This is a genomic window from Mycobacterium sp. OAE908 (assembly GCF_017872775.1).
In the GTDB taxonomy this organism is placed as follows: domain Bacteria; phylum Actinomycetota; class Actinomycetes; order Mycobacteriales; family Mycobacteriaceae; genus Mycobacterium.
On the sequence record NZ_JAGGJL010000001.1, the window covers coordinates 4489443 to 4509531 of the forward strand.

General features: G+C 65.8%; 23 protein-coding genes. 9 read left to right on the forward strand and 14 right to left on the reverse strand.

Translation table 11 applies throughout. From position 1 onward, the window contains the following. The first annotated feature begins 26 nt into the window (after positions 1-26). Positions 27-1976, forward strand: coding sequence for an LGFP repeat-containing protein (locus J3E61_RS22190; RefSeq protein WP_210085659.1), 1950 nt, complete (start codon positions 27-29; stop codon positions 1974-1976). Here the strand turns inward: J3E61_RS22190 and lexA are convergent. After that, a complete protein-coding gene (gene lexA / locus J3E61_RS22195; RefSeq protein ID WP_210084992.1) occupies positions 1973-2683 on the reverse strand; it encodes a repressor LexA in 711 nt (236 codons plus the stop codon). The genes J3E61_RS22190 and lexA overlap by 4 nt on opposite strands. Positions 2684-2893: 210 nt before the next feature. Between lexA and J3E61_RS22200 the strand changes: the two genes are divergently transcribed. Continuing rightward, positions 2894-3355 (forward strand): LysM peptidoglycan-binding domain-containing protein, encoded by a 462-nt coding sequence (locus tag J3E61_RS22200; RefSeq protein ID WP_210084993.1) that lies wholly within the window; start codon positions 2894-2896, stop codon positions 3353-3355. 159 nt (positions 3356-3514) lie between these two features. Next, a complete protein-coding gene (gene nrdR, locus J3E61_RS22205) occupies positions 3515-3979 on the forward strand; it encodes a transcriptional repressor NrdR (RefSeq protein ID WP_192720910.1) in 465 nt (154 codons plus the stop codon). 14 nt (positions 3980-3993) lie between these two features. On the opposite strand, the gene J3E61_RS22210 is transcribed toward nrdR, so the two are convergent. The 3 genes from J3E61_RS22210 to J3E61_RS22220 are packed head-to-tail and all read right to left on the reverse strand — an operon-like array spanning position 3994 to position 6732. Then, the gene (locus tag J3E61_RS22210; RefSeq protein ID WP_210084994.1) at positions 3994-4680 is read right to left on the reverse strand and encodes a PhzF family phenazine biosynthesis protein; all 687 of its coding nucleotides are present in this window, start codon (positions 4678-4680) and stop codon (positions 3994-3996) included. A 26-nt stretch (positions 4681-4706) separates the two neighbouring features. Next, entirely contained in the window at positions 4707-5729 is a 1023-nt protein-coding gene (locus J3E61_RS22215; protein WP_192720908.1) for an alpha/beta fold hydrolase, read from the reverse strand. Between the two features lie 34 nt (positions 5730-5763). After that, positions 5764-6732 (reverse strand): PAC2 family protein, encoded by a 969-nt coding sequence (locus tag J3E61_RS22220; protein WP_210084995.1) that lies wholly within the window; start codon positions 6730-6732, stop codon positions 5764-5766. 188 nt (positions 6733-6920) lie between these two features. On the opposite strand from J3E61_RS22220, the gene J3E61_RS22225 reads away from it, so the two are divergent. Next, the gene (locus J3E61_RS22225) at positions 6921-7739 is read left to right on the forward strand and encodes a trypsin-like peptidase domain-containing protein (protein WP_210084996.1); all 819 of its coding nucleotides are present in this window, start codon (positions 6921-6923) and stop codon (positions 7737-7739) included. A 4-nt stretch (positions 7740-7743) separates the two neighbouring features. Here the strand turns inward: J3E61_RS22225 and sthA are convergent, their stop codons facing one another. Then, positions 7744-9150 carry a Si-specific NAD(P)(+) transhydrogenase gene (gene sthA, locus J3E61_RS22230; protein ID WP_192722371.1) on the reverse strand — a complete coding sequence of 469 codons (1407 nt, stop codon included), beginning with the start codon at positions 9148-9150 and terminating at the stop codon, positions 7744-7746. Positions 9151-9338: 188 nt separating this feature from the next. Here sthA and J3E61_RS22235 point away from each other — a divergent pair, with 188 nt between their 5' ends. Then, positions 9339-10388, forward strand: a complete 1050-nt coding sequence (locus J3E61_RS22235; protein WP_210084997.1) for a DUF4192 domain-containing protein — start codon at positions 9339-9341, stop codon at positions 10386-10388. 9 nt (positions 10389-10397) lie between these two features. Here the strand turns inward: J3E61_RS22235 and J3E61_RS22240 are convergent, their stop codons facing one another. The 3 genes from J3E61_RS22240 to J3E61_RS22250 all read right to left on the reverse strand — a co-directional run bounded on the left by J3E61_RS22240 (position 10398) and on the right by J3E61_RS22250 (position 12705). Then, complete coding sequence (locus J3E61_RS22240) at positions 10398-11087, reverse strand: FeoA domain-containing protein (protein WP_192720904.1); 690 nt, start codon at positions 11085-11087, stop codon at positions 10398-10400. Positions 11088-11196: 109 nt separating this feature from the next. Next, entirely contained in the window at positions 11197-12156 is a 960-nt protein-coding gene (sigB, locus tag J3E61_RS22245; RefSeq protein WP_192720903.1) for a sigma-70 family RNA polymerase sigma factor SigB, read from the reverse strand. 147 nt (positions 12157-12303) lie between these two features. Next, a complete protein-coding gene (locus J3E61_RS22250; protein WP_192720902.1) occupies positions 12304-12705 on the reverse strand; it encodes a DUF3099 domain-containing protein in 402 nt (133 codons plus the stop codon). 65 nt (positions 12706-12770) lie between these two features. On the opposite strand from J3E61_RS22250, the gene J3E61_RS22255 reads away from it, so the two are divergent. Beyond that, positions 12771-13007, forward strand: a complete 237-nt coding sequence (locus J3E61_RS22255) for a DUF3039 domain-containing protein (protein WP_041313890.1) — start codon at positions 12771-12773, stop codon at positions 13005-13007. On the opposite strand, the gene J3E61_RS22260 is transcribed toward J3E61_RS22255, so the two are convergent. Both J3E61_RS22260 and J3E61_RS22265 read right to left on the reverse strand, forming a co-directional pair. Then, the gene (locus tag J3E61_RS22260; RefSeq protein ID WP_210084998.1) at positions 12997-13992 is read right to left on the reverse strand and encodes a YihY/virulence factor BrkB family protein; all 996 of its coding nucleotides are present in this window, start codon (positions 13990-13992) and stop codon (positions 12997-12999) included. The two genes, J3E61_RS22255 and J3E61_RS22260, sit on opposite strands and share 11 nt — an antisense overlap. A gap of 27 nt (positions 13993-14019) precedes the next feature. Then, a complete protein-coding gene (locus J3E61_RS22265) occupies positions 14020-14211 on the reverse strand; it encodes a hypothetical protein (protein ID WP_192720900.1) in 192 nt (63 codons plus the stop codon). 131 nt (positions 14212-14342) lie between these two features. On the opposite strand from J3E61_RS22265, the gene J3E61_RS22270 reads away from it, so the two are divergent. Continuing rightward, positions 14343-14699, forward strand: a complete 357-nt coding sequence (locus J3E61_RS22270; protein ID WP_192720899.1) for a DUF952 domain-containing protein — start codon at positions 14343-14345, stop codon at positions 14697-14699. Here J3E61_RS22270 and J3E61_RS22275 read toward each other — a convergent pair. Then, complete coding sequence (locus J3E61_RS22275; protein ID WP_210084999.1) at positions 14696-15061, reverse strand: RidA family protein; 366 nt, start codon at positions 15059-15061, stop codon at positions 14696-14698. The two genes, J3E61_RS22270 and J3E61_RS22275, sit on opposite strands and share 4 nt — an antisense overlap. Positions 15062-15140: 79 nt before the next feature. On the opposite strand from J3E61_RS22275, the gene J3E61_RS22280 reads away from it, so the two are divergent. Both J3E61_RS22280 and J3E61_RS22285 read left to right on the forward strand, forming a co-directional pair. Then, positions 15141-15923 (forward strand): hypothetical protein, encoded by a 783-nt coding sequence (locus J3E61_RS22280; protein WP_210085000.1) that lies wholly within the window; start codon positions 15141-15143, stop codon positions 15921-15923. A 59-nt stretch (positions 15924-15982) separates the two neighbouring features. Then, positions 15983-16795, forward strand: coding sequence for an LLM class F420-dependent oxidoreductase (locus tag J3E61_RS22285; protein WP_210085001.1), 813 nt, complete (start codon positions 15983-15985; stop codon positions 16793-16795). Here J3E61_RS22285 and J3E61_RS22290 read toward each other — a convergent pair whose 3' ends face one another. From J3E61_RS22290 to J3E61_RS22300, 3 genes are read right to left on the reverse strand one after another with little or no spacing between them, the layout of a single operon-like run. After that, positions 16796-17890: a helix-turn-helix domain-containing protein gene (locus tag J3E61_RS22290; RefSeq protein ID WP_210085002.1), complete on the reverse strand. Its 1095-nt coding sequence runs from the start codon at positions 17888-17890 to the stop codon at positions 16796-16798. 59 nt (positions 17891-17949) lie between these two features. Next, the gene (locus J3E61_RS22295) at positions 17950-18384 is read right to left on the reverse strand and encodes a hypothetical protein (protein WP_210085003.1); all 435 of its coding nucleotides are present in this window, start codon (positions 18382-18384) and stop codon (positions 17950-17952) included. A gap of 27 nt (positions 18385-18411) precedes the next feature. Then, positions 18412-19926 (reverse strand): RNA polymerase sigma factor, encoded by a 1515-nt coding sequence (locus J3E61_RS22300; RefSeq protein ID WP_192720893.1) that lies wholly within the window; start codon positions 19924-19926, stop codon positions 18412-18414. Positions 19927-20089 lie beyond the last annotated feature (163 nt).

The window sequence follows — 20089 nt, forward strand, 5'->3', positions numbered from 1 at the left end:
ACGCCATCATCAACGTGACCTGTCTGATGACGAAACGGGGCATGGTGGGCAGGGGCCTGATCGCGCGAACGACCATCGGCCTGTTGAGTGCTGCGGCGCTGCTCTGGTTCGCACCCGTCGCGGTGGCCACCCCCCAGGACGATGCCGATGCCGCGATCACGGCGGCGTGGCAGGCCACCGGCGGCGATACCGGCCCGCTCGGCCCGAAGGACGGCGGCGTCTATCCGGCCGGTGACGGCTTCGGCCAGAACTTTCCCGGCGGCAAGATCTTCTTCACACCGGCCACCGGCGCCCACGCCATGATGGGCGCGATCCTCGACAAATACATGTCGCTGGGCGGGCCCGCGGACGGCGACCTCGGCTTCCCGACGATCGACGAAGGCGCGGGGAAGGCTCCTGACAGCCGCAACACCACGTTCAGTGCGCCGGACAACCCGGTCATCTTCTGGACGCCGGACACCGGCGCGCGGGTCGTTCGCGGGCCGATCAACGCTGCCTGGGACAAGCTGGGCGGGTCGGCGGGACAGCTGGGCGTGCCAACCGACGACGAGACGTATCGCGGCAACGTCGTCACCCAGAAGTTCACCAACGGTGAGGTGTCCTACGACAGAAAGTCCAAAACCTTCACGACGGTTCCGCCTGAGCTCGCCGCACAGCTAGCCGACCTGCAGATTCCGGAGGACCCGACGTCGGCGATCAACGCGGCACGGCGCGCCGCGGGGGGACCGCTTGGTCCGCTGGGCGCAGCGCAAGGCGAGCCGTACAAGATCGGCACCGACGGACTCGGCCAGAATTTCGCCGGCGGCAAGATCTTCTACAGCCCGGCTACGGGAGCCAATGTCGTCACCGGACAGGTTCTGGCGAAGTACGAAACTGTCGGAGGGCCGCAGGGCGACTTGGGCCTGCCGGCCACCAGTGAGGTCGACGGCGGTCTGCCCAACAGCCGGATGACCACCTTCTCCGGTAAGGACCAGCCGGTCATCTTCTGGACGCCCGACTACGGTGCCGTCATCGTGCGCGGCGCGATGAGCGCGGCCTGGGACAAGCTGGGCGGCGCAACAGGCGCGCTTGGCGCCCCCATGGCCGACCAGACCGAGAACGGGAATGTGGTCACACAGCGGTTCAGCGGTGGCGTCGTTTCCTGGGATCGCTCCAAGAATTCCTTCAGCACCGAGCCCGCGAGCCTGGCTTCGCAGCTCGCCGGGTTGCAGGTGCCGGGACAGGAAGCACCCAAGGCGCCGCCCGCCAACCCGCAGAGCTCAAATAGCAACGGCACGAAGTGGTTTGCGTGGAGCTGGTGGTGGCTGCTTGCGATCCTTCCGGTGGCGGTGTTGGTGGGACTGGTAGCGGTCGCGGCGATGCGCAACCGTCGGGGCCGCGCCGACGACGACTTCTTCGATGACGAGGACGAGGACGAATTCGGGTCGTCGTATCCAGACGATCATTCCGCGGAACTGTTCAGCAGTCGCTATGCGAACCAGGGGCTGGGTTCGCCGCCGTCGATGTCCGGCGGCGAGGAGCACCACCCCTCGCCGATGAGCGTATGGGGCGCGCCGCCCGAACCTCCCGACGACGCCGAAGAGGCTGACGAGGACGACGACGAAGCCGACACCACGCGCGAACGGTTCACCGCACCGGGAGCCGTGAAAGACGTTGCGCCACAAGACAGTGACGAAGACCCCGATAAGGTCGACACCACGCCGACCCGGCTGCCGACCGGCGGGGAACGCGACCCCTTGACCGACACCGGACGTCACGCGCGGATCGAGATCGACGAACCGTCGCCCAACGGCACCGCGCTGCATCTGCCGCTTGACGATCCCGACGAGGCGCCAGAGGGCTACCCGATCAAGGCGGACACCAAGACGGGGTTGTACTGGGCGCCGGGCACCACCCTCTACGATGACGCGCGCGCCGAAATCTGGTTCGCCAGCGAGGAACTCGCCCGCACCAACGGTTTCGTCAGGGCGAATTAGATCTTGCGGATCACCGTGACGACCTTGCCGAGCACGGCCGCGTCATTGCCGGGGATGGGATCGAACGCCGGGTTGTGCGGCATCAGCCACACCTGACCGCGGGTGCGCTTGAAAGTCTTGACCGTGGCCTCGCCGTCGATCATGGCCGCGACGATGTCGCCGTTGTCGGCCACGTTCTGCTGACGCACCACCACCCAGTCACCGTCGCAGATGGCCGCGTCGACCATCGAATCGCCGACCACCTTCAGCAGGAACAGCGACCCCTCGCCGACCAATTCGCGCGGAAGTGGGAAGACATCTTCGACCGCCTCTTCGGCCAGGATCGGTCCGCCCGCGGCAATGCGGCCGAGCACCGGAACGAATGTGGGTTCCGGGAGGGCGTCTGAGCCCGCGACGTCGGTAGCGACGATCGGCGTGACCCCTTCGTCGGAACCGCGGACATCGACCGCACGTGGGCGGTTCGGATCGCGTCGCAGGTAGCCCTTGCGCTCCAGCGTGCGCAGTTGATGAGCCACCGACGAGGTCGACGTCAGCCCGACCGCATCGCCGATTTCCCTGATGCTGGGCGGGTAGCCGCGACTGGTCACCGAGGCGCGGATGACTTCGAGGATGGTGCGCTGACGTTCTGTCAGGCCTCTGTCGAGGCCTCGGCGTCCGGGGCTATCGGCGCCGGCAGTGCCTTCACTCGGGTCGCTGTCATCGCTCATGGCGCCGAATGTAGTCCGCGCCGATCCAATAATCAAACATGTGTTCGAGGCGTGTCGCCTGTGGGACGGCCGGCGGATCGCATGGCCGGAATTTGTCGGTGGGCTGTCCTATCGTTTGGCAACAGTTCGATCACATGTTCTACAAATCGAACACATGAGCGATAGCATTCGAACACAAGAGCGAACAAAGCCGGAACGGAAGGCAAGCAGATGGCGATCCTCGACACGCGAGAAATCCACTCGGATTCGGTCCTCAGGCCGGTGGTCAGGCCGCGGTCCCGCCAGGCGGAGACCAGGCGGCCGCGGGCGAGCAGGCCCGACGCGGCGCCGATGCGGTACCGCGGTACCGGCGTGCTGATGTCGCGGGCATCGCATCGCCGGCGGCCGATCACCCCGGCGACCACGGTGTTGCTTGCCCTTGTCGCGGCAGGCATCACGGTGTGGCTGGGCCTGGTCGCGCAGCTCGGCGGGGTGACCGGAGGCGACGCGCCCGTGCCGGCCAAGTTGGCCGTGGTGCAGGTGCAGACCGGGGAGACGCTTCAGCAAGTGGCACACCGCGTGGCCCCCGACTCGCCCGTGGGCCAGGTCGTCGAGCGCATCCAGGAGCTCAACCAGCTCGATTCGGTGGCGCTGCAGGCCGGTCAGACACTCATCGCACCCATCGGCAGTTGATCCGACGTGAGCGGTGAAAGATATTGCCGCACAGCGCTTTCGGTAGCCACATCGACGACAGGCGCCCGAATAGGCCCGACGCTGGGCCAGGGTGGTGGCACGCAGGTACGCTCGAAGAGGTTCGAGGTAGTTGTATGTCGTCGTGGCGAAGGAGCGGTGATGCATTGTCCGTTCTGCCGTCACCCCGATTCCCGGGTCGTGGATTCCCGCGAAACCGACGAGGGGCAGGCGATCCGGCGGCGCAGATCATGCCCGGAGTGCGGCAAGCGTTTCACCACTGTGGAGACGGCCGTGTTGGCGGTGGTCAAGCGCAGCGGGGTCACTGAACCGTTCAGTCGCGAGAAGGTAGTCCGGGGTGTGCGGCGCGCCTGCCAGGGCCGACAGGTCGACGACGACGCGTTGAACATGCTCGCCCAGCAAGTGGAGGACGCAGTGCGGGCGACGGGTTCGCCGGAGGTGCCCAGCCACGAAGTCGGGCTGGCGATCCTGGGCCCGCTGCGGGAACTCGACGAGGTCGCCTATCTGCGGTTCGCCTCGGTGTATCGATCATTCGAGTCGGCCGAGGATTTCGAGCGGGAGATCGAGGCGCTGCGCGCCGCCCGCGAGGTCCCCGCGAAGAGCTGATTCGCCCGGCCGATTCAGTCGATCTGTTTGGTTCCGTCGTTTACGACGCGACCGGCGACGCGTACCCAGCCCTCAGGGCTCCACCTCGTGAGGATCACCGAGCCCTTTCCCTGCACGATGGTCAGGTCGCGGCTGAGGTAGTCAGTGATCCGCACCGCCGCGGCACCCGTCGCCTCGTCCTCGGGCACGCCGAGATTCGCGGCGAACATCCGCGATCGGATCACACCGCGCTCGCGGTCGGTCCATGTCCACAAGTAGTTCTGGATGTCGTCGGGGTAATCGTCCGGGTCGGCGTCGAAGAGTTCGTCGGTCGAATCCAGGTCGTAGATGGCGAACTCCGGCGCCCACTCCGAGCGCGCACTCACGGCGGTGACGTCGTCCTCATAGGTCACCTGCACCAGCCCCGCGGGCACCTGCAGGGTTTTCACTGGGGTGCCGCGGTCGCGCAGCCACCACGATGCGCCAACCGTCGGATGACCGGCGAACGGCAACTCGGTGGCAGGCGTATAGATGCGGGCCTGCGCGGTGGGGGTGCCAGGATTCGGCACGTCGATGAATATCGTTTCGCTGTAACCCAATTGGGCGGCTATCCGCTGACGCTCCGCCGGGGCGGCCTGACTGGCGTCGACGACGCCGAGGGGGTTGCCGAAGTTGCCGTCCTCGTCGGTGAAAACGCGCAACACTGTCACGTCGATGGCCATGTGGCCGATGCTACGTGGTCGCCGAATCAGGTGGCGCTGCGCTCGTCGGCGCCCATCGCGTCGAGCACTGCGACCCTGGTGTCGACCGATCCGGAGATCGCACCCTCACTGACGCCCGACCGCAACAAGCTGCGGAGGTACTCCTGGTCGTACACCGCGGGATCGTTCGAATCGATGAACTTCTCGACCACCTCGACGAAACGGTCGGGGTCGTCATGGAACGGGAAATGCCCGGAACCTTCGAAGATCTCCAACTGCGAGCCCGGCATCGCCGCATGCGCCATCCGGGCATGGCCCACCGGGATCACCGAGTCGCGGTCGCCCCAAATCAATTGCACCGGAACCGATTGCGTCAAATAACATCGGTCCAGCATGGTGACCACCTGGCCACGCCAGTCCACGACTGCACGCAGCGTACGGGCAAACGCCGACGAGGCGGTCGGCTCGGGCAGGTCGGCAAGGATGCGCAGCACGTCGGGCAGATCGCGGCCGAGACCGGTCGACCCCAACACGGCTCCCGCAACGCGGCCAACCACCTGCATCGCCGGCAGCACCATCGGTAACCGCAGCAGCGCCAGCGCCTCACTGCCCATCGGCAACGAGGCGATCCGCAGCGCGACGTTGACGTCCTTGGTCACCCCACCTGCGCCGACAAGAATCAGCCGGTCCACCAATTGCGGGAACTGATAAGCGAATTGCATGGCGACGCCGCCACCGAGCGAATGCCCGACCACTGTGACGTTGTCGATGTCGAGGACCGACAACAGGTCGCGCATCCCGTTGGCGTAGGCGGCCACGGAGTAGTCGGCGCGGGGTTTGTCGGACTTGCCGTGGCCCAGCAGATCGGGCGCAATGACCGTGAACCGTTGCGCCAGCTTGGACTGCACGGTGCTCCACGTGGTGGAGTTGTCGCCGATGCCGTGAATCAACAGGATCGCTGGGCCGGAGCCGGCCACCCGGAACGCGCGCCGGTATCCGTGGATGGTGCGGAACTGCAGCGAGGGTGTCAGTTCCCGCACGGGACGCAGATTGGGCTTTCGCTCCGTCAAGTTAGCCAACTTCGTCGTCGGGCCGGCGTGGCGGCTAGTTGTCGTCCTTGGGTTTCTCGTCGGCCTGTTGTGCGAGGAACCGCTCGAACTCGGCGCCGAGTTCGTCTCCGCTGGGTAGATCTTCGTCGCGCGCCAGCAGTGACCGATTCTCCTGAGCGGCGACGAACGCATCGTACTGGCGCTCCAGGGCCTCCACCACTTGAGCAACTTCGCTGCTGGCCTCGACCTGCTCGTTTATCTTGTCGTGCACTTCGGCGGCGGCCTGCGTCAGCTCGGCCAGCGGGAATTGCAGCGAACCGCTCCTGGCGACCTCGGAAAGCAGCGCCTCGGCTGCCGACGGGTAATCGGTCTGCGCCAGGTAGTGCGGCACGTGCACGGTGAAGCCGACCACCTCGTGACCGTGCTGGGCCATCCGGAACTCCAGCAGGTTGGAAACGCTGCCGGGCACCTGCACCTCGCCCACCCACGGCGTGTGCTCTTTGATCAGTTCCTTGTCGTTGGAGTGTGCGGTCATCGTGATGGGCCGGGTATGCGGCACCGCCATCGGGATGGTGCCGAGGCCGATCACCCGACGCACACCGAGGCGCTCGGCCAGCAACCGCACGGCCGTGATGAACCGCTCCCACCGCAGGTCGGGCTCCATGCCCGCGAGCAGCAGAAACGGCGTGCCTACGCTGTCGTGCAGCGCGTACAGGTTGAGCTCGGGCTCCTCGTAGGCGGTGAAGTGGTCGGTCTTGAAGGTCATCAACGGGCGCCGCGACCGGTAGTCCAGCAGTTCGTCGATCGCGAACGACGCGACCAGCTCGGTGTCCAGGCTGTTCTTCAGGTGCTGGGCAGCCAGCCGGATCGCGTGTCCGGCGTCTGAAAACCCCTCGAGGGCGTGGATCAGCACCGGGCCGCTGCCGTCGGCCGAGGACAGCTGCGGCGCGGGAAACTCCAGCTCATACATCCCGGTGTGCTCGGGCTGGTAGTGCTGCTCTGGTCGATCGGCGTTCTCAGTCATTCGTCGCCTCCTGGCACCTGTCTGTCTAAGTGTGGCGCATTTCGCGGTGGATGCGATTGCTGCCTACCCATTTGTTCGAACAAGACACCGCGGACATCTCATTCCAGCCCTGTGCCGCGGGTCTCGCCGAGCCTCGAAGAATATTTGCCGCAACCGCGAAACCCCGCGGTGAGGCAAGATCGGTGCTCATGCGCTTCTCTGCGACCGGGCGGGCCGCCCTGGTGGCCGGCCTGCTGGCCGCGTTGCCGTTGTCCGCGCAGGCGTGTGCGAAGCACGAGCCGGTCAAGCCGGCAGCGACCGCCGCCGCGAAAGCGCCGCAGTCTGCCAACGCGTCGCCGACCGCGAAGCCGATGCCGCCCGATCCGCGGGTTGGCGCGGTGTTCCTTGGGGGAGGTGATCTGCACACCTGCACGGGCGGGGTGCTGGACTCTGCCACCGGTGATCTCATCCTCACCGCGGCACACTGCGTGGCAGAGGGCGTCGACGCGACATTCGTTGCCGGCTTGCACGACGCCGCCGCACCTGAGGACTTCTGGCACGTCGACGCCGTTTATCTCGATCCCCGGTGGGTGCAGAACCAGGACCCGATGGCCGATTTCGCGATCGCGCGGGTGAGCCGGGTCGCAGGCGGATCCGTGCAAGAGTCAGCAGGCGGCGGCCTGAAACTCGGGCAGGCGCCCAAACCCGGAACGGTTATCACCGTCGCCGGCTACGCGATGGGCGTCGGGGGCGGCCCGATCGGCTGTCGCACCCCAACGGCGCCCACCACCAACGGATTTCCCTCGTTCGACTGCGCGGAGTTGGTCAACGGACTTTCCGGCGCACCGTGGATCGACGGTTCGACAGTCGCGGGCGTGATCGGCGGGCTGAACGGTGGGGGATGCGCAGACGAAAGCATCTCGTACTCACCGCCTTTCGATGACGCGGTCAAGCGGTTGCTGTCGCGTGCCGAGGCGGGCGGACCGGGCGACGCCGCGCCGACGGTGTTCGACGACGAGTGCGACTAGACGGCTAGGTGCGGAACTGGTTGAGTGCGCGCAGCTTGTTCATCACGTCGAGCGCAGCGACCTTGTAGGCCTCCGAAAACGTCGGATAGTTGAAGACCGCGTCGACGAGGTATTCGACCGTGCCACCGCAGCCCATCACGGCCTGACCGATGTGCACCATCTCGGTCGCACTGGTGCCAAAGATGTGCACGCCCAACAACTTCAGGTCGTCGGTCGACACCAGGAGTTTGAGCATGCCGTAGGAATCACCGGCGATCTGTCCCCGCGCCAGCTCGCGGTATCGCGACACCCCGACCTCGTAGGGGATCGAGTTCTTCGTCAGTTCGACTTCGGTGGCACCGACGTAGGACACCTCAGGAATGGAGTAGATGCCGATCGGCTGCAGATCCGTCATGCCCTTCGCGGGTTCACCGAACGCGTGATAGGCGGCCAGCCGGCCCTGGTCCATGGAGGTGGCGGCCAGCGCGGGGAAGCCGATCACATCGCCGACGGCGTAGATGTGGTCGACCTTCGTCTGGAAGTTACTGTCGACGACAATCCTTCCGCGACTGTCGGTTTCGAGGCCGGCGCTGGCCAGATCCAGGTGCTCGGTCTGGCCTTGGCGGCCCGCCGAGTACATGACTGTTTCCGCGGGGATCTGCTTGCCGCTCGCCAGGGTGGTGACGGTGCCGGCCGAACCCACGTCGACGGCGGTGACCTCCTCGCCGAACCGGAACGTCACGGCCAGGTCGCGCAGGTGAAACTTGAGCGCCTCGACGATCTCGGGATCGCAGAAGTCGAGCATGTTGTCCCGCTTCTCCACCACGGTGACCTTGGTGCCCAGCGCGGCGAACATCGACGCGTACTCGATCCCGATCACGCCGGCGCCGACCACGACCATGGTGGACGGCAGCGACTTGAGGTCGAGTATCCCGTCGGAGTCGAGCACCCGCTCCTCGTCGAACTCGACACCCGTGGGGCGGGCAGGCTTGGTGCCGGTCGCAATCACGACGTACTCGCCGACCACGGTGGTCCGCTCGCCCCGCGTCGGCTCCTCGACGAGCACGGTGTGTGCGTCGAGGAACCGGCCATGGCCCTGCACGAGGTCGATGCGGTTGCGCATCAACTGCGAGCGGACGACGTCCTGCTCCTTGCCGATGACGTGGCTGGTGCGCGCCAACAGGTCGCCGGGGGTGATCTTCTCCTTGACGCGGTAGCTGGCCCCGTACAGTTCGCGCTGGCTCATGCCGGTCAGGTAGACGACGGCCTCGCGCAGGGTCTTGGACGGGATGGTTCCGGTGTTCACGCAAACACCGCCGAGCATCCGACCGCGCTCAACAACCGCCACCGACTTGCCGAGCTTTGCCGCCGCGATCGCGGCTTTCTGACCGCCCGGACCCGAACCGATGACGACGAGGTCGTACTCAACCATTGAACCCATGGCAAAAGGTCTACGCCGCTTGAGGTCGATTCGCACGCCGACGGGCGTCAACGGCGCGTGAATATTTGCCTCTAGCATCGGCGCCTTAGGTTGTCCCCAGCCGCGAACTCATCCACAGGTGCCCGCGGATGAGGCGCCGCATCACGAAATCCGGCGGTGCGCGTTGCGACCTTGTGGGCATGACGACATCGCAATCATCCGACTTTCACCTCAACCGGCCCGGCGTGCTGATCGCGGCCTTACCCGCCGTACTCGGCTTCGTGCCTGAGAAATCCCTCGTGCTCGTGACCGTCGCCGGCGGCGAGATGGGATGCGTTATGCGCGTTGACCTTTCAGAGGAATTGCCGCACTCTCTCGCGCACATCGCCGACGTCGCGGCCGCAGCCAAACCTGATTCGGCGATCGCGGTGGTGATCGATGAGGACGGCTTCGGCTGCCGGATGTGCAGCGACGAGTACCGCGAGCTGGCCGAGGATCTGACGGCAGCGCTGGCCAACCGCGGCATCGAGCTACTCGCCGCGCACGTGGTCGACCGCGTCGCCGCAGGCGGGCGGTGGCACTGCGCGGACGGGTGCGGCAACGCGGGCACCGTCGACGACCCGTCGGCCTCGCCGCTCGCTATGGCCGCGGTCCTCGACGGCCGCAGGCTGTATGCCCGGCGTGCTGAGCTGCAGGAAGTCATCGAGGTGGTCGATCCCGGCCGAGCCGCGGCGCTCGCGCAGGTCATCGGAAACGACGCAGCAGATGTCGCCGGACGCCCGGACGAGGCGGCACGGGCCGACGTCGAGGCGGCCATCGCGGCTGCCTCACGTGTCGCCACCGGCATCGACCTCGATGACGACGAAGTATCCCGGCTGGCGTTGGCGCTGACCGATCTTCGGGTTCGCGACACGCTCTACGGGCTGGCGATCGGTGTGAACGCCGGACAAGCCGAGGGGCTGTGGGCGCTGCTGTCGCGCACTCTGCCGGAGCCGTGGCGGGTCGAGGCTCTGGTGCTGCTGGCGTTCTCGGCCTACGCGCGCGGCGACGGCCCGCTGGCGGGCGTGTCGCTGGAAGCCGCGCTGCGCGTCGACCCGACACATCGCATGGCCGGCATGCTCGACACGGCGCTGCAGTCGGGCCTTCGGCCCGAGAAGATTCGCGATCTGGCGCTCACGGGTTACCGGCTGGCCGATCGGCTCGGTGTGCAGTTACCTCCGGTGCGCACGTTCGGACGGCGCGCCGGATGAGGTTGTGGGTCAGACCTTTTCGACCTTCACGGCGTGTGCCATGTGGTGGGGAAGCTCGACCTGCTCGTGGCCGGGGATCACGATCATGACCCCGCCGTGGTCGTTGACCTCAACGGTCACCCTGGCATTCGGCACGACGCCGGCGTCCTTGAGCCTCGAGATCAGTTCGGTGTCGCCCTGGACGTGTTCGGTGAGCTGTCGCACTACTACCGCCACCGGCATCCCCGACGGCAGTTCGGTGAGCCGCACCAGGTTCACGGCATCGTTGCCCAAGTCGTCGACACCGAGTTCGGAAAGACCGGGAATGGGGTTGCCGAACGGAGAGGTGGTGGGGTTGTTGAGCACCTGAACGAGCCTGCGCTCGACGTCTTCGCTCATCACGTGCTCCCAGCGGCAGGCCTCGGCGTGCACTTCCTCCCACGGCAGTCCGATCACGTCGACCAACAGCCGCTCGGCGAGCCGGTGCTTGCGCATGACGGAGATGGCCAGCGAGCGCCCCTTGTCGGTGAGCTCGAGATGACGGTCACCGGCGACATGCAGCAGCCCGTCTCGCTCCATCCGCGACACGGTCTGGCTGACGGTCGGGCCACTCTGCTCGAGGCGCTCCGCGATGCGCGCACGCAGGGGTACTACGCCCTCTTCTTCGAGGTCGTAGATGGTACGCAAGTACATCTCGGTGGTATCGACAAGATCGTTCATTAGGCAACCCTCCGTCACGCCAGAGTCTACCGGTCAAGCTGGGAAAACTGAGTCGCACACGGCAACGACCCCGCCGGCGGGGGGTCCGGCGGGGTCGTTTGGTCAGTAGCTAGCTGGCGTAGGACCGCAGCCGATCGGCGCGCTCGCCATTGCGCAGCTTGGCCATCACCTCGCGCTCGATCTGGCGCACCCGCTCCCGGGACAACCCGAACAGCTTGCCGATCTGGTCAAGGGTGCGTGGCTGGCCGTCGTCGAGGCCGAACCGCAGCCGAATGACCTGCTGCTCGCGCTCGTCCAGCGTCGCCAGCACGTGGCGGATATCCGTGTGCAGCAGCTCGGAGATCACCGCGTTCTCGGCAGACATCGCCTCGGCGTCCTCGATGAAGTCGCCAAGCGGGGCTTCCTCGTCGCTGCCGACGGGCATGTCCAGGCTCACCGGATCGCGGCTGTGCTCGAGCAGATCGGCAATCTTCTCGGCGGGAATGCCCGATTCGGCAGCCAGTTCCTCGTCGGTGGCCTCACGGCCGAGGTTCTGGTGCATCTCGCGCTTGATCCGCGCCAGCTTGTTCACCTGCTCGACGAGGTGCACAGGCAACCGGATGGTGCGGCTTTGGTCGGCCATGCCGCGGGTGATCGCCTGGCGAATCCACCACGTGGCGTACGTCGAGAACTTGAATCCCTTGGCATAGTCGAACTTCTCCATCGCGCGAATCAGGCCGAGGTTGCCTTCCTGAATCAGGTCCAGCAACGGCATCCCGCGACCGGTGTAGCGCTTCGCCAGCGACACCACCAGTCGCAGATTCGCCTCCAGCAGATGGCGACGAGCGGCCTCACCGTCGCGGACGACGGCAGCAAGATCACGTTTGCGGTTCTCGCCCAAGCGCTTCCGCGTCTCGAGCAGATGTGCCGCGTAAAGGCCCGCCTCAATGCGCTTTGCGAGTTCGACCTCATCGGCGGCATTGAGCAAGGCCGTTTTGCCAATGCCGTTCAAGTACACGCGCACCAGGTCAGCGGCCGGACTTTGGGCGTCCAGGTCGGAGTCGATGCGTGCGGTGGTGGCATTTGCCATGACGGCCTCCTGATCGGGTCGAACTGTCATGAGCTACAACGCCCACGTGCCGCTAAGAGTTCCCACCCGTCGCCCGGTTCACACCTTCTGATCAGCGGTTATTCGGGCCCGACCTGAAATTCTCCTGAGAATAGAGCCAGAACTTTCTCAGCTGGGAACATCGCGCGGGGAATCGCCCTCGTCCGCTTGCGGCGCAGGCCGGGTGCCGCGCTCGAGGGCGGGCCGCTCGGCCGTCGGAAACAGCGGTATCCGGCGCGCTGTGTCGTAGCGCCGCGGTTCCTCGGCCCGCCGCGGTGGGCGATCGTTGGCGATCAGCACCGCCATCCAGGGCAGCGGAACCGAGACCAGAAGGATCGCCAGTGAGATGAGACCGTTCTGCCAGATGCCGTACGCGACGGCGGCGAAGATCAGTGCGGGAACGCGCCAGAACATCAGCGTCAGGTACTTGCGTACCCGCGCGCGGTGCTGGACTTCGTAGGAAGGCGCGGCGGCGGTGATCAGAACGGGCCGACCGTCGTCGTCGAAACTCAGCTCTGGGCCTTGTTTCATAGCTCCACTGTTCCACACTCGTGATCCGCTGTACGAGTCGGATTTCTTACAGGCAAAATGGGAACATGCGAACCCAGACGATCGAGCGCACCGACACCGACGAACGCGTCGACGACGGGACTGACAGCGATACCCCGAAGTACTTCCACTATGTGAAGAAAGACAAGATCGCCGAAAGCGCCGTCATGGGTACGCACGTCGTCGCGCTCTGTGGCGAGGTGTTTCCGGTGACCCGTGCCGCCAAGCCGGGCTCGCCCGTGTGCCCGGAGTGCAAGCGGATCTACGAGAAGCTCAAGAAGTAGCTTCCGGGTCGGCCGTCGTCGCCGTCGCCGGCTGGGTGGCCATCGGGCCGGATCCGTTGAATGACTCGGCCTTCTCCTCGAGCCACCAGCGGAACCGCTTGGCGTGGGTGACCGGGGCAGGCCATTCCTCTTGGATCGCGGCGTTCAACTCGGCGCCGATCATGATCGCGAACCCGAGGAAGAACGCGAACAACAAGAACGCGATGGGCGTCGCGAGCGCGCCGTAGGTGTAGCCGGTGCTGGTGATCCACGTCAGATAGAGACGAAGCCCGAACGTGGCGATCAGGAACACGGCGGTCGCGAGCACCGAGCCGATCAAGAGCCGGTGCGACGGTAGTGGTTTGGGCAGCGACACTCGGTAGAGGACGTTCATCGCCACGGTCAGGCTCACGATCAGCACCGGGTAATAGCCGTAGGCCAGCACGTTGTCCCAGCTGTCCGGGAGGTACTCGGCGATCTTGCGCGGTCCAAGCGCGAGCAGCGGCGCCGTCACGATCGCCCCGACGAGCATCACCACATACAGGCCCAGCGCGTAGAAACGCTGACGCACCGGGTGGCGCAGCGGAGTCTGGTCGTGCGCCTCGGTGATCGAGTCGACGAAGGCCGAGATCGCCGAGGAACCGGCCCACAACGAGATCACGAACCCGACCGACACCACCTCGCCGCGGGCACCTCTGACGATGTCTCGGACCGTCGGCGCGATGATCTCGTTGACGACGTTGGGCGAGAAAAACCGCCCGGCCGTGCTGATGAACTGCTCCTGGATCGTCGGCAGGGTGTCCGGACCGAACAACGGCGCGATGTAGGCCAGGCTGCCCAGCATCCCCAACAGCAGGGGCGGCAGCGACAGCGCGCACCAGAACGCCGCTTGCGCGGACTCCGAAAAGATCGAATCGTCCCAGCTTTTTGCCAATGTGCGCCGCGCGATGTGCCAGACGTGGTGACGCGACGGCGGCACCGGGAGAGGCTCGGACTGGTCAGTCATGACCAGACCAGCATTGCCTATTCGGTGTTACGGCTCCAGCGGACTGACTTCGATGACCGCGGCGAGTTCGACCAACTTGGTCTCGTGCTCGTTGGCGTGATGCTGGCAAAACAGCAACTCCGCTCCCGAAGGCAGCTTCGCGCGTACACGTGCGGCCGCCCCGCAGCGATCGCAGCGGTCAGCCCTGGTTAGTTCGGGACTGGTGAGCGTTGCGTTCATGGCGACCTCCGTAATGATTCGCGTACATCCACTGTCTCAGACGTTTTCGGTTCCGGCCTTGTTCCCCGGCCGTTTACGGGTGTGTCGTGTCTCACGCTTGTGCCGATTTGCAGCGGGTGCAGGCTGGCGGTATGCGTCAACGCCCGACCGTCCTGGTCCATCTGTGCAGCAACGACGAATGGCGCTCGGCCCTGGCCGCGGGCGAGCACCGGCCCGATTCGCTGCAAGCGAACGGCTTCGTTCACCTGTCGATGCCTGAGCAGGTTCATTTGCCGGCCAACCGGCTCTACGCCGGGCGAACCGATCTTGTGCTCCTGCGAATCGATCCCGCACAACTGACCGCTCCTGTCCGATGGGAACCCGGTGTCCCCTCCGATCCCGATGCCATGTTGTTCCCGCATTTGTATGGGGCATTGCCCGTAAATGCTGTGATAAACGTCACGCCCTACCTGCCCGACGAGCGGGGCCGGTTCGCCGAGCTGCCCTAGGCGATGTAGGCGTCGGCCTCGATCTCGACGAGCAGCTCGGGCGCGATGAGCGCGGACACTTCCACCATGGTGGAAACCGGCCGGATTTCGCCGAACACCTCGGCGTGCACCGCGCCGACTTCCTGCCACAACGAGATGTCGGTGACGTACATGCGGGTACGCACGACATCGGCCAACGAACCGCCCGCCTCATGCAGCGCAATTTCTATGCGGCGCAACGCATCCCGTGCTTGAGCCGCGACGTCGTCGCCCGCGCCTGTTGTCCCTGCCACCGCGATCAGCGGGCCGGTCCGGACCGCGCGCGAGTAGCCGACCAGAGACTCATACTCCGAGCCTGAAGACACCGTGCGGCGCTGCGTCATCAGTTCAAACTAGCGGCCGGTACCGGCCGTGCAAGAGGTTTACAGTTCGGCCGTTGACTGACAACTTAGACTGCCCTCCGTGGGCATTCTGTTGGGTTTCGCGCCGTGGATCGTCTATTGGGTCCTTGTCGGCAATGTTCCGTTCGCGACGGCGGTCTTGGTCGCGCTCGCGGTGGCGGTGCTGTCCTTCGTGATCGGACGGGTCAGGGGAGCGCCCGGCCGCACGCTCGAAATCGGCGCGATTGCAACGTTTTTGATTCTGGCAGCGCTGACGTTCACGCTGAATCAGTCCTTCATGGAGCGCTGGATACAGCCGCTCAGCAACGCCGGAATCTTTCTCGTCGCGTTGATCAGCGCGCTTGTCGGCAGGCCGTTCGTGCGCGAGATCGCCGAAGCGGACCAACCCAAGGAGGTGGTGGAAAGCGACCTCTTCAAGAAGATCACCTCGCTTTTGACGTGGATCTGGATCGCGGCGTTCGCAGGCATGACGGTGTCCTCGGCCATCCCGCCCATCGTTCAGGGCGACGCCACCATCCTCGACACCAAGACCCCGCTGTCGTTCGTCTGCTACTGGGTTGTCCCGTTCTCGTTGCTCGGCGCTGCGGCCCTGGCATCGCGGATCCTGCCCGAGAGGATGGCCCCGCCACCCGAGGACATCGTGCGCAAGACCACCTTTGTCGCGTTCGCCGAGGCCGAGATCGACCAGTTGATCTATCTGGCGACCGAACACGCCAACCGCGAAGTCGGCCCCGGCAAGGAGCCGTACGACATCAGGATCGGCAGCAAGGGCGTCCCGTTGGTCGGCGACGAGACCAGGGAGTCGTGGCCGTCGACGTACAAGGTGCGCGACAAGAAACGCTGAGCAGATTCCCAGACACGCCGCGACGGAATAATTTTCGCGACCGCGAGGTCGGACAGGCCATGACCAGACCGATCCGCATCTCCGTTCAGATCCCACCGGGAGGCACTCCGAACTACGCCGCGTGGCGCGACACCGTGTTGCGCGCCGAGGACGCCGGCGTCGACGTCCTGCTCGGCTATGACCACTTCGTCGTGCCGGCGATCACGGGCATCGTCGACGGTCGGCCAGTCGTCGACGAGGACCATCCGTCGCTGCCGAATTTCGAGAGTTGGACGGCACTTGCCTCGTGGGCCGAAATCACGAACAGAGCCGAGATCGGGCTGTTGGTCGCGGGTGCCGGGTTTCGCAATCCCGATCTGGTGGCCGACATGGCCCGCACCGTCGACCACATCAGCGGTGGACGCTTGATCCTCGGACTCGGCGCAGGCTGGTACGAGCCCGACTACACCGAGTACGGCTACGAGTTCGGCACTGTCGCATCACGCCACGCAGTGTTCGTCGACGCCTTGGAGCGCATCGAGAACCGGTTGCCCAAGCTCCTGCCACCGCCGGTGCGCAAGATCCCGATCCTCATCGGCGGGGGAGGCGAGCGCAAGACGCTGCCCACGGTCGCGCGATTCGCCGACATCTGGCACGTGCACGCCGACGTGGAGACCTTTCTGCGCAAGAACGACATCGTCGTCGACCACGCCCAGCGGATCGGCCGTGACGAGCGGGAAATCGAGCGAGCGGTGGCGTGGACGAACCCCGATGACGCTCAGCGCTTCGCCGACGCCGGGGTGACGATGTTTCAAGTGTCGGCACTGGCCAGCGACGGCTATGACCTCACAGAGCTGAAAGAGGCTCTGGCGTGGCGTGATTCGCGGAGCTGATCAGACCGGGACAGCCTCGATGATCGACACCGGCGTCGCGGTGCGGATGACCCTGTTCAGCCGGAAACCGGCCCGGCTCAACAGGTTCGCCCACTCGGCGTGAGTGCGTTCCTTGCCGCCGACGGCCACCAGCATCTCGAGGTCGATCAGCAGACCGATGTCCGATGAAGACCGTTCGGGCAGAACACTTTCCAGCAGCACCAGCTTGCCGCCGGGGGATATCGCCGACCGGATGTTGTTGAGGATCCTCAGCGCGTCGTCGTCGTCCCAGTCGTGCAGGATCGCCTTCATCAGGTACGCGTCACCGGCTTCGGGGACTGAGTCGAAGAAGGAGCCGCCGAGGACCTCGCAGCGGGCGGCCACACCGGCTTTCGTCAATTCCGGGCCCGCGCCGTCGACCACGGCAGGCAGGTCGTAGAGGACCCCGCGCGCGGCCTCCGCCTTCGCCAGGATCATCGAGAGCAGCCTGCCGTGCCCGCCCCCGACGTCGATGATCCTGCGGAAGCCGGTGAAGTCGTAGGCGGCCAGCACCGCGTAGATGGCGAATTCGCTGCCTGCCGTCATCGCGTTGTTGAACGCATCGGCCAGGTCGGCGTCGGTCTCGACGTACTCGAAAAACGGCATGCCGCGCAGCATGTCCACCGACGGCTTCCCGGTCTGCACCGAGTACAGCAGGTTGCCCCAGTCCTCCCAGCGCAGCGGATGACCGAGGAACAACGCGAAGTCACGCACCGACCCCGGGGTGCCGGTCCGCAACGCCTTGCCGATCGACGTGAGTTTGAATGTGTTGTTCCGGCGCTGGCGCAGCACGCCACGCGACGCCAGCGCACGCATCAACCGGTAGACCGCGCTCGGGTCCGCGCCGACGCGGCGGGCTACCTCGTCAGCCGAAAGGGGCCCCTTGGCCAGCTCGTCGGGGATGCCGAGTTTGACCGCGACGTAGAGCGACTGTGCGGTCCAGGCACCGGTCAGCAACTCGAGAATGTTGACGCCGCCGGGTGCGAGGACACGGCTGACGCGTTGCGCGCCGGCGCGCACGGTGTTGATCACTCGGACAAGCGCAGGCGGCGGAATCACCGGGGGCTTTTCAGGCACGGCGAGACCATACCTGTTCAGCAACCGCACAGCTTCGACCGGTCAGCGGTGTGTTCGAGTTACTGCGCTTCGATGCGATCCATCATGTCGACGGCCGTCTTGATCCGCTCGATTCCCTTGTCCCGGTAGGACACCAAGACGTTGGCTTGGTCCTGGGTCATCTGTGCATTGACCGTCACACACTCGCGGTCGAAGTCACGGAAGTGGCTGACCGCTTCCTTCAGCACGGCCGTCACGTCGTCGTCGGGTGTCGGCAATTGCCGCTCCAGACTGTCCACCCCGCCGGCGAATGCGCGACATGCGTCAAGCGCGCCGGTGTAATCGGAGCTTTTCACCGCGCCCTCGAACCACGTCATCGCGTCGTTCATTCTGTCGATCGACGGCTGCGCGTGAGTTCGCCACGCCTTCAGCGTGTCGGCGTGGCTGGGCGTGTGCGCAGACGAGCAGCCCGTCAGGCCGACGATCAGAAGACCGGCGGCCGCGACGACCGTCATGCCGCTGGGCCGTGAAACGCGAATGACCTAGTCCAGGTAGTCGCGCAGCACCTGAGAACGGCTGGGGTGGCGCAACTTTGACATCGTCTTGGACTCGATCTGGCGGATGCGCTCGCGGGTGACCCCGTAGACCTGGCCGATCTCGTCGAGCGTGCGGGGCTGTCCGTCGGTGAGGCCGAACCGCAGCCGCACCACGCCTGCCTCGCGCTCGGACAGCGTCTCCAGCACCGACTGCAGCTGATCCTGCAGCAGGGTGAAGCTCACCGCGTCGACCGCGACGACCGCCTCGGAGTCCTCGATGAAATCGCCGAGCTGCGAGTCGCCCTCGTCGCCGATGGTCTGGTCCAGCGAGATGGGCTCACGCGCGTACTGCTGAATCTCCAGCACCTTTTCCGGCGTGATGTCCATTTCCTTGGCCAGCTCTTCCGGCGTCGGCTCACGGCCCAGGTCCTGGAGCAGTTCACGCTGAATGCGGCCGAGCTTGTTGATCACCTCGACCATGTGCACCGGGATACGGATGGTGCGGGCCTGGTCGGCCATCGCGCGGGTGATCGCCTGCCGGATCCACCAGGTGGCGTACGTCGAGAACTTGTAACCCTTTGTGTAGTCGAACTTTTCGACAGCACGGATCAGGCCGAGGTTGCCTTCCTGGATGAGGTCGAGGAACGCCATGCCGCGGCCGGTGTAGCGCTTGGCCAGCGACACCACCAGACGCAGGTTGGCCTCGAGCAGGTGGTTCTTGGCGCGGTCGCCGTCGCGGCAGATCCACATCATGTCGCGGCGCTGTGCGGCGGGCAGCTTCTCGCCCTTTTCGGTCAGCTCGGACATCAACTGCGTGGCGTAGAGGCCGGCCTCGATCCGCTTGGCGAGCTCCACCTCTTCCTCGGCGTTGAGCAGCGCGACCTTGCCGATCTGCTTGAGGTAGGCGCGCACCGAGTCGGCGGACGCGGTGAGTTCGGCATCCTTGCGGGCCTGTCGCAGCGCCTCGGATTCCTCTTCGTCCCAAACGAAATCGCCTGAGGCCTTGTCCTTTTCGCTCGGCTCGGCGATCTCCTCCTCGTCGTCCTCGCCGACCGCCTTCTCAGCCGGTTTGACCTTGGGCTGCTTGGCTTCGCCTTCGACCGCTTCGGCCTCGCCCTCTTCGGCTACCTCGTCGGGGGTTTCGTCGTCGACCTCGAGGTCTTCCAGGTCGATATCGGCGTCGTCCTCCAGGACGTCAGGCTCGGCTTCGAGATCGTCGTCACCCTCGACTTCCTCAGTGAGGTCTTCGTCGATAGTGCCCTCCGGCGACGTCGCCTTCTTGGCGCGAGTGCGGGGAGCAGGACCGTCCGCTTTGGCCTTGGCGGGCTGCTTGGCCGCCGCGGCCTTGACGGCCTTGGCCGCGGGAGCCTTCGCCGCCTTGGCGGGGGCCTTGGTGGCCCGCTTCGCCGGGGCGGAGCCATTGGCTGACTTCACCGCCGCGGAAGCCTTCTTGGCGGGGGTCTTGGTAGCGGTGCGCTTCACCGGCTCATCGGTCGCCGGGCGTGCCTTTGTCGCTGCCACGTACACCCTTTCGGTCTTGCAAAATCCGACGGGCACGGTCGTGCACCATCGAAAAGCGTCGGCTATGTCGAATATTGGCGGTTGATCTCGCCGCTATCCGGGATGCGGCCGCCGTCGACCATTGTAACGACAGTGTGAGGTACAGCCGTGTTGAGCGGCAAAT

Excerpts from the sequence above, each read along its gene's own strand:
- J3E61_RS22225 (WP_210084996.1), top strand. The coding sequence starts at position 6,921 with ATGCGCTTCTCTGCGACCGGGCGGGCCGCCCTGGTGGCCGGCCTGCTG.
- J3E61_RS22265 (WP_192720900.1), bottom strand. The coding sequence starts at position 14,211 with ATGAACGCAACGCTCACCAGTCCCGAACTAACCAGGGCTGACCGCTGC.
- nrdR (WP_192720910.1), top strand. The coding sequence starts at position 3,515 with ATGCATTGTCCGTTCTGCCGTCACCCCGATTCCCGGGTCGTGGATTCC.
- J3E61_RS22295 (WP_210085003.1), bottom strand. The coding sequence starts at position 18,384 with ATGACGGTCGTCGCGGCCGCCGGTCTTCTGATCGTCGGCCTGACGGGC.
- J3E61_RS22250 (WP_192720902.1), bottom strand. The coding sequence starts at position 12,705 with ATGAAACAAGGCCCAGAGCTGAGTTTCGACGACGACGGTCGGCCCGTT.
- J3E61_RS22200 (WP_210084993.1), top strand. The coding sequence starts at position 2,894 with ATGGCGATCCTCGACACGCGAGAAATCCACTCGGATTCGGTCCTCAGG.
- lexA (WP_210084992.1), bottom strand. The coding sequence starts at position 2,683 with ATGAGCGATGACAGCGACCCGAGTGAAGGCACTGCCGGCGCCGATAGC.
- J3E61_RS22270 (WP_192720899.1), top strand. The coding sequence starts at position 14,343 with ATGCGTCAACGCCCGACCGTCCTGGTCCATCTGTGCAGCAACGACGAA.
- sthA (WP_192722371.1), bottom strand. The coding sequence starts at position 9,150 with ATGGTTGAGTACGACCTCGTCGTCATCGGTTCGGGTCCGGGCGGTCAG.
- J3E61_RS22235 (WP_210084997.1), top strand. The coding sequence starts at position 9,339 with ATGACGACATCGCAATCATCCGACTTTCACCTCAACCGGCCCGGCGTG.
- J3E61_RS22275 (WP_210084999.1), bottom strand. The coding sequence starts at position 15,061 with ATGACGCAGCGCCGCACGGTGTCTTCAGGCTCGGAGTATGAGTCTCTG.
- J3E61_RS22260 (WP_210084998.1), bottom strand. The coding sequence starts at position 13,992 with ATGACTGACCAGTCCGAGCCTCTCCCGGTGCCGCCGTCGCGTCACCAC.
- sigB (WP_192720903.1), bottom strand. The coding sequence starts at position 12,156 with ATGGCAAATGCCACCACCGCACGCATCGACTCCGACCTGGACGCCCAA.
- J3E61_RS22240 (WP_192720904.1), bottom strand. The coding sequence starts at position 11,087 with ATGAACGATCTTGTCGATACCACCGAGATGTACTTGCGTACCATCTAC.
- J3E61_RS22255 (WP_041313890.1), top strand. The coding sequence starts at position 12,771 with ATGCGAACCCAGACGATCGAGCGCACCGACACCGACGAACGCGTCGAC.
- J3E61_RS22220 (WP_210084995.1), bottom strand. The coding sequence starts at position 6,732 with ATGACTGAGAACGCCGATCGACCAGAGCAGCACTACCAGCCCGAGCAC.
- J3E61_RS22190 (WP_210085659.1), top strand. The coding sequence starts at position 27 with ATGACGAAACGGGGCATGGTGGGCAGGGGCCTGATCGCGCGAACGACC.
- J3E61_RS22210 (WP_210084994.1), bottom strand. The coding sequence starts at position 4,680 with ATGGCCATCGACGTGACAGTGTTGCGCGTTTTCACCGACGAGGACGGC.
- J3E61_RS22285 (WP_210085001.1), top strand. The coding sequence starts at position 15,983 with ATGACCAGACCGATCCGCATCTCCGTTCAGATCCCACCGGGAGGCACT.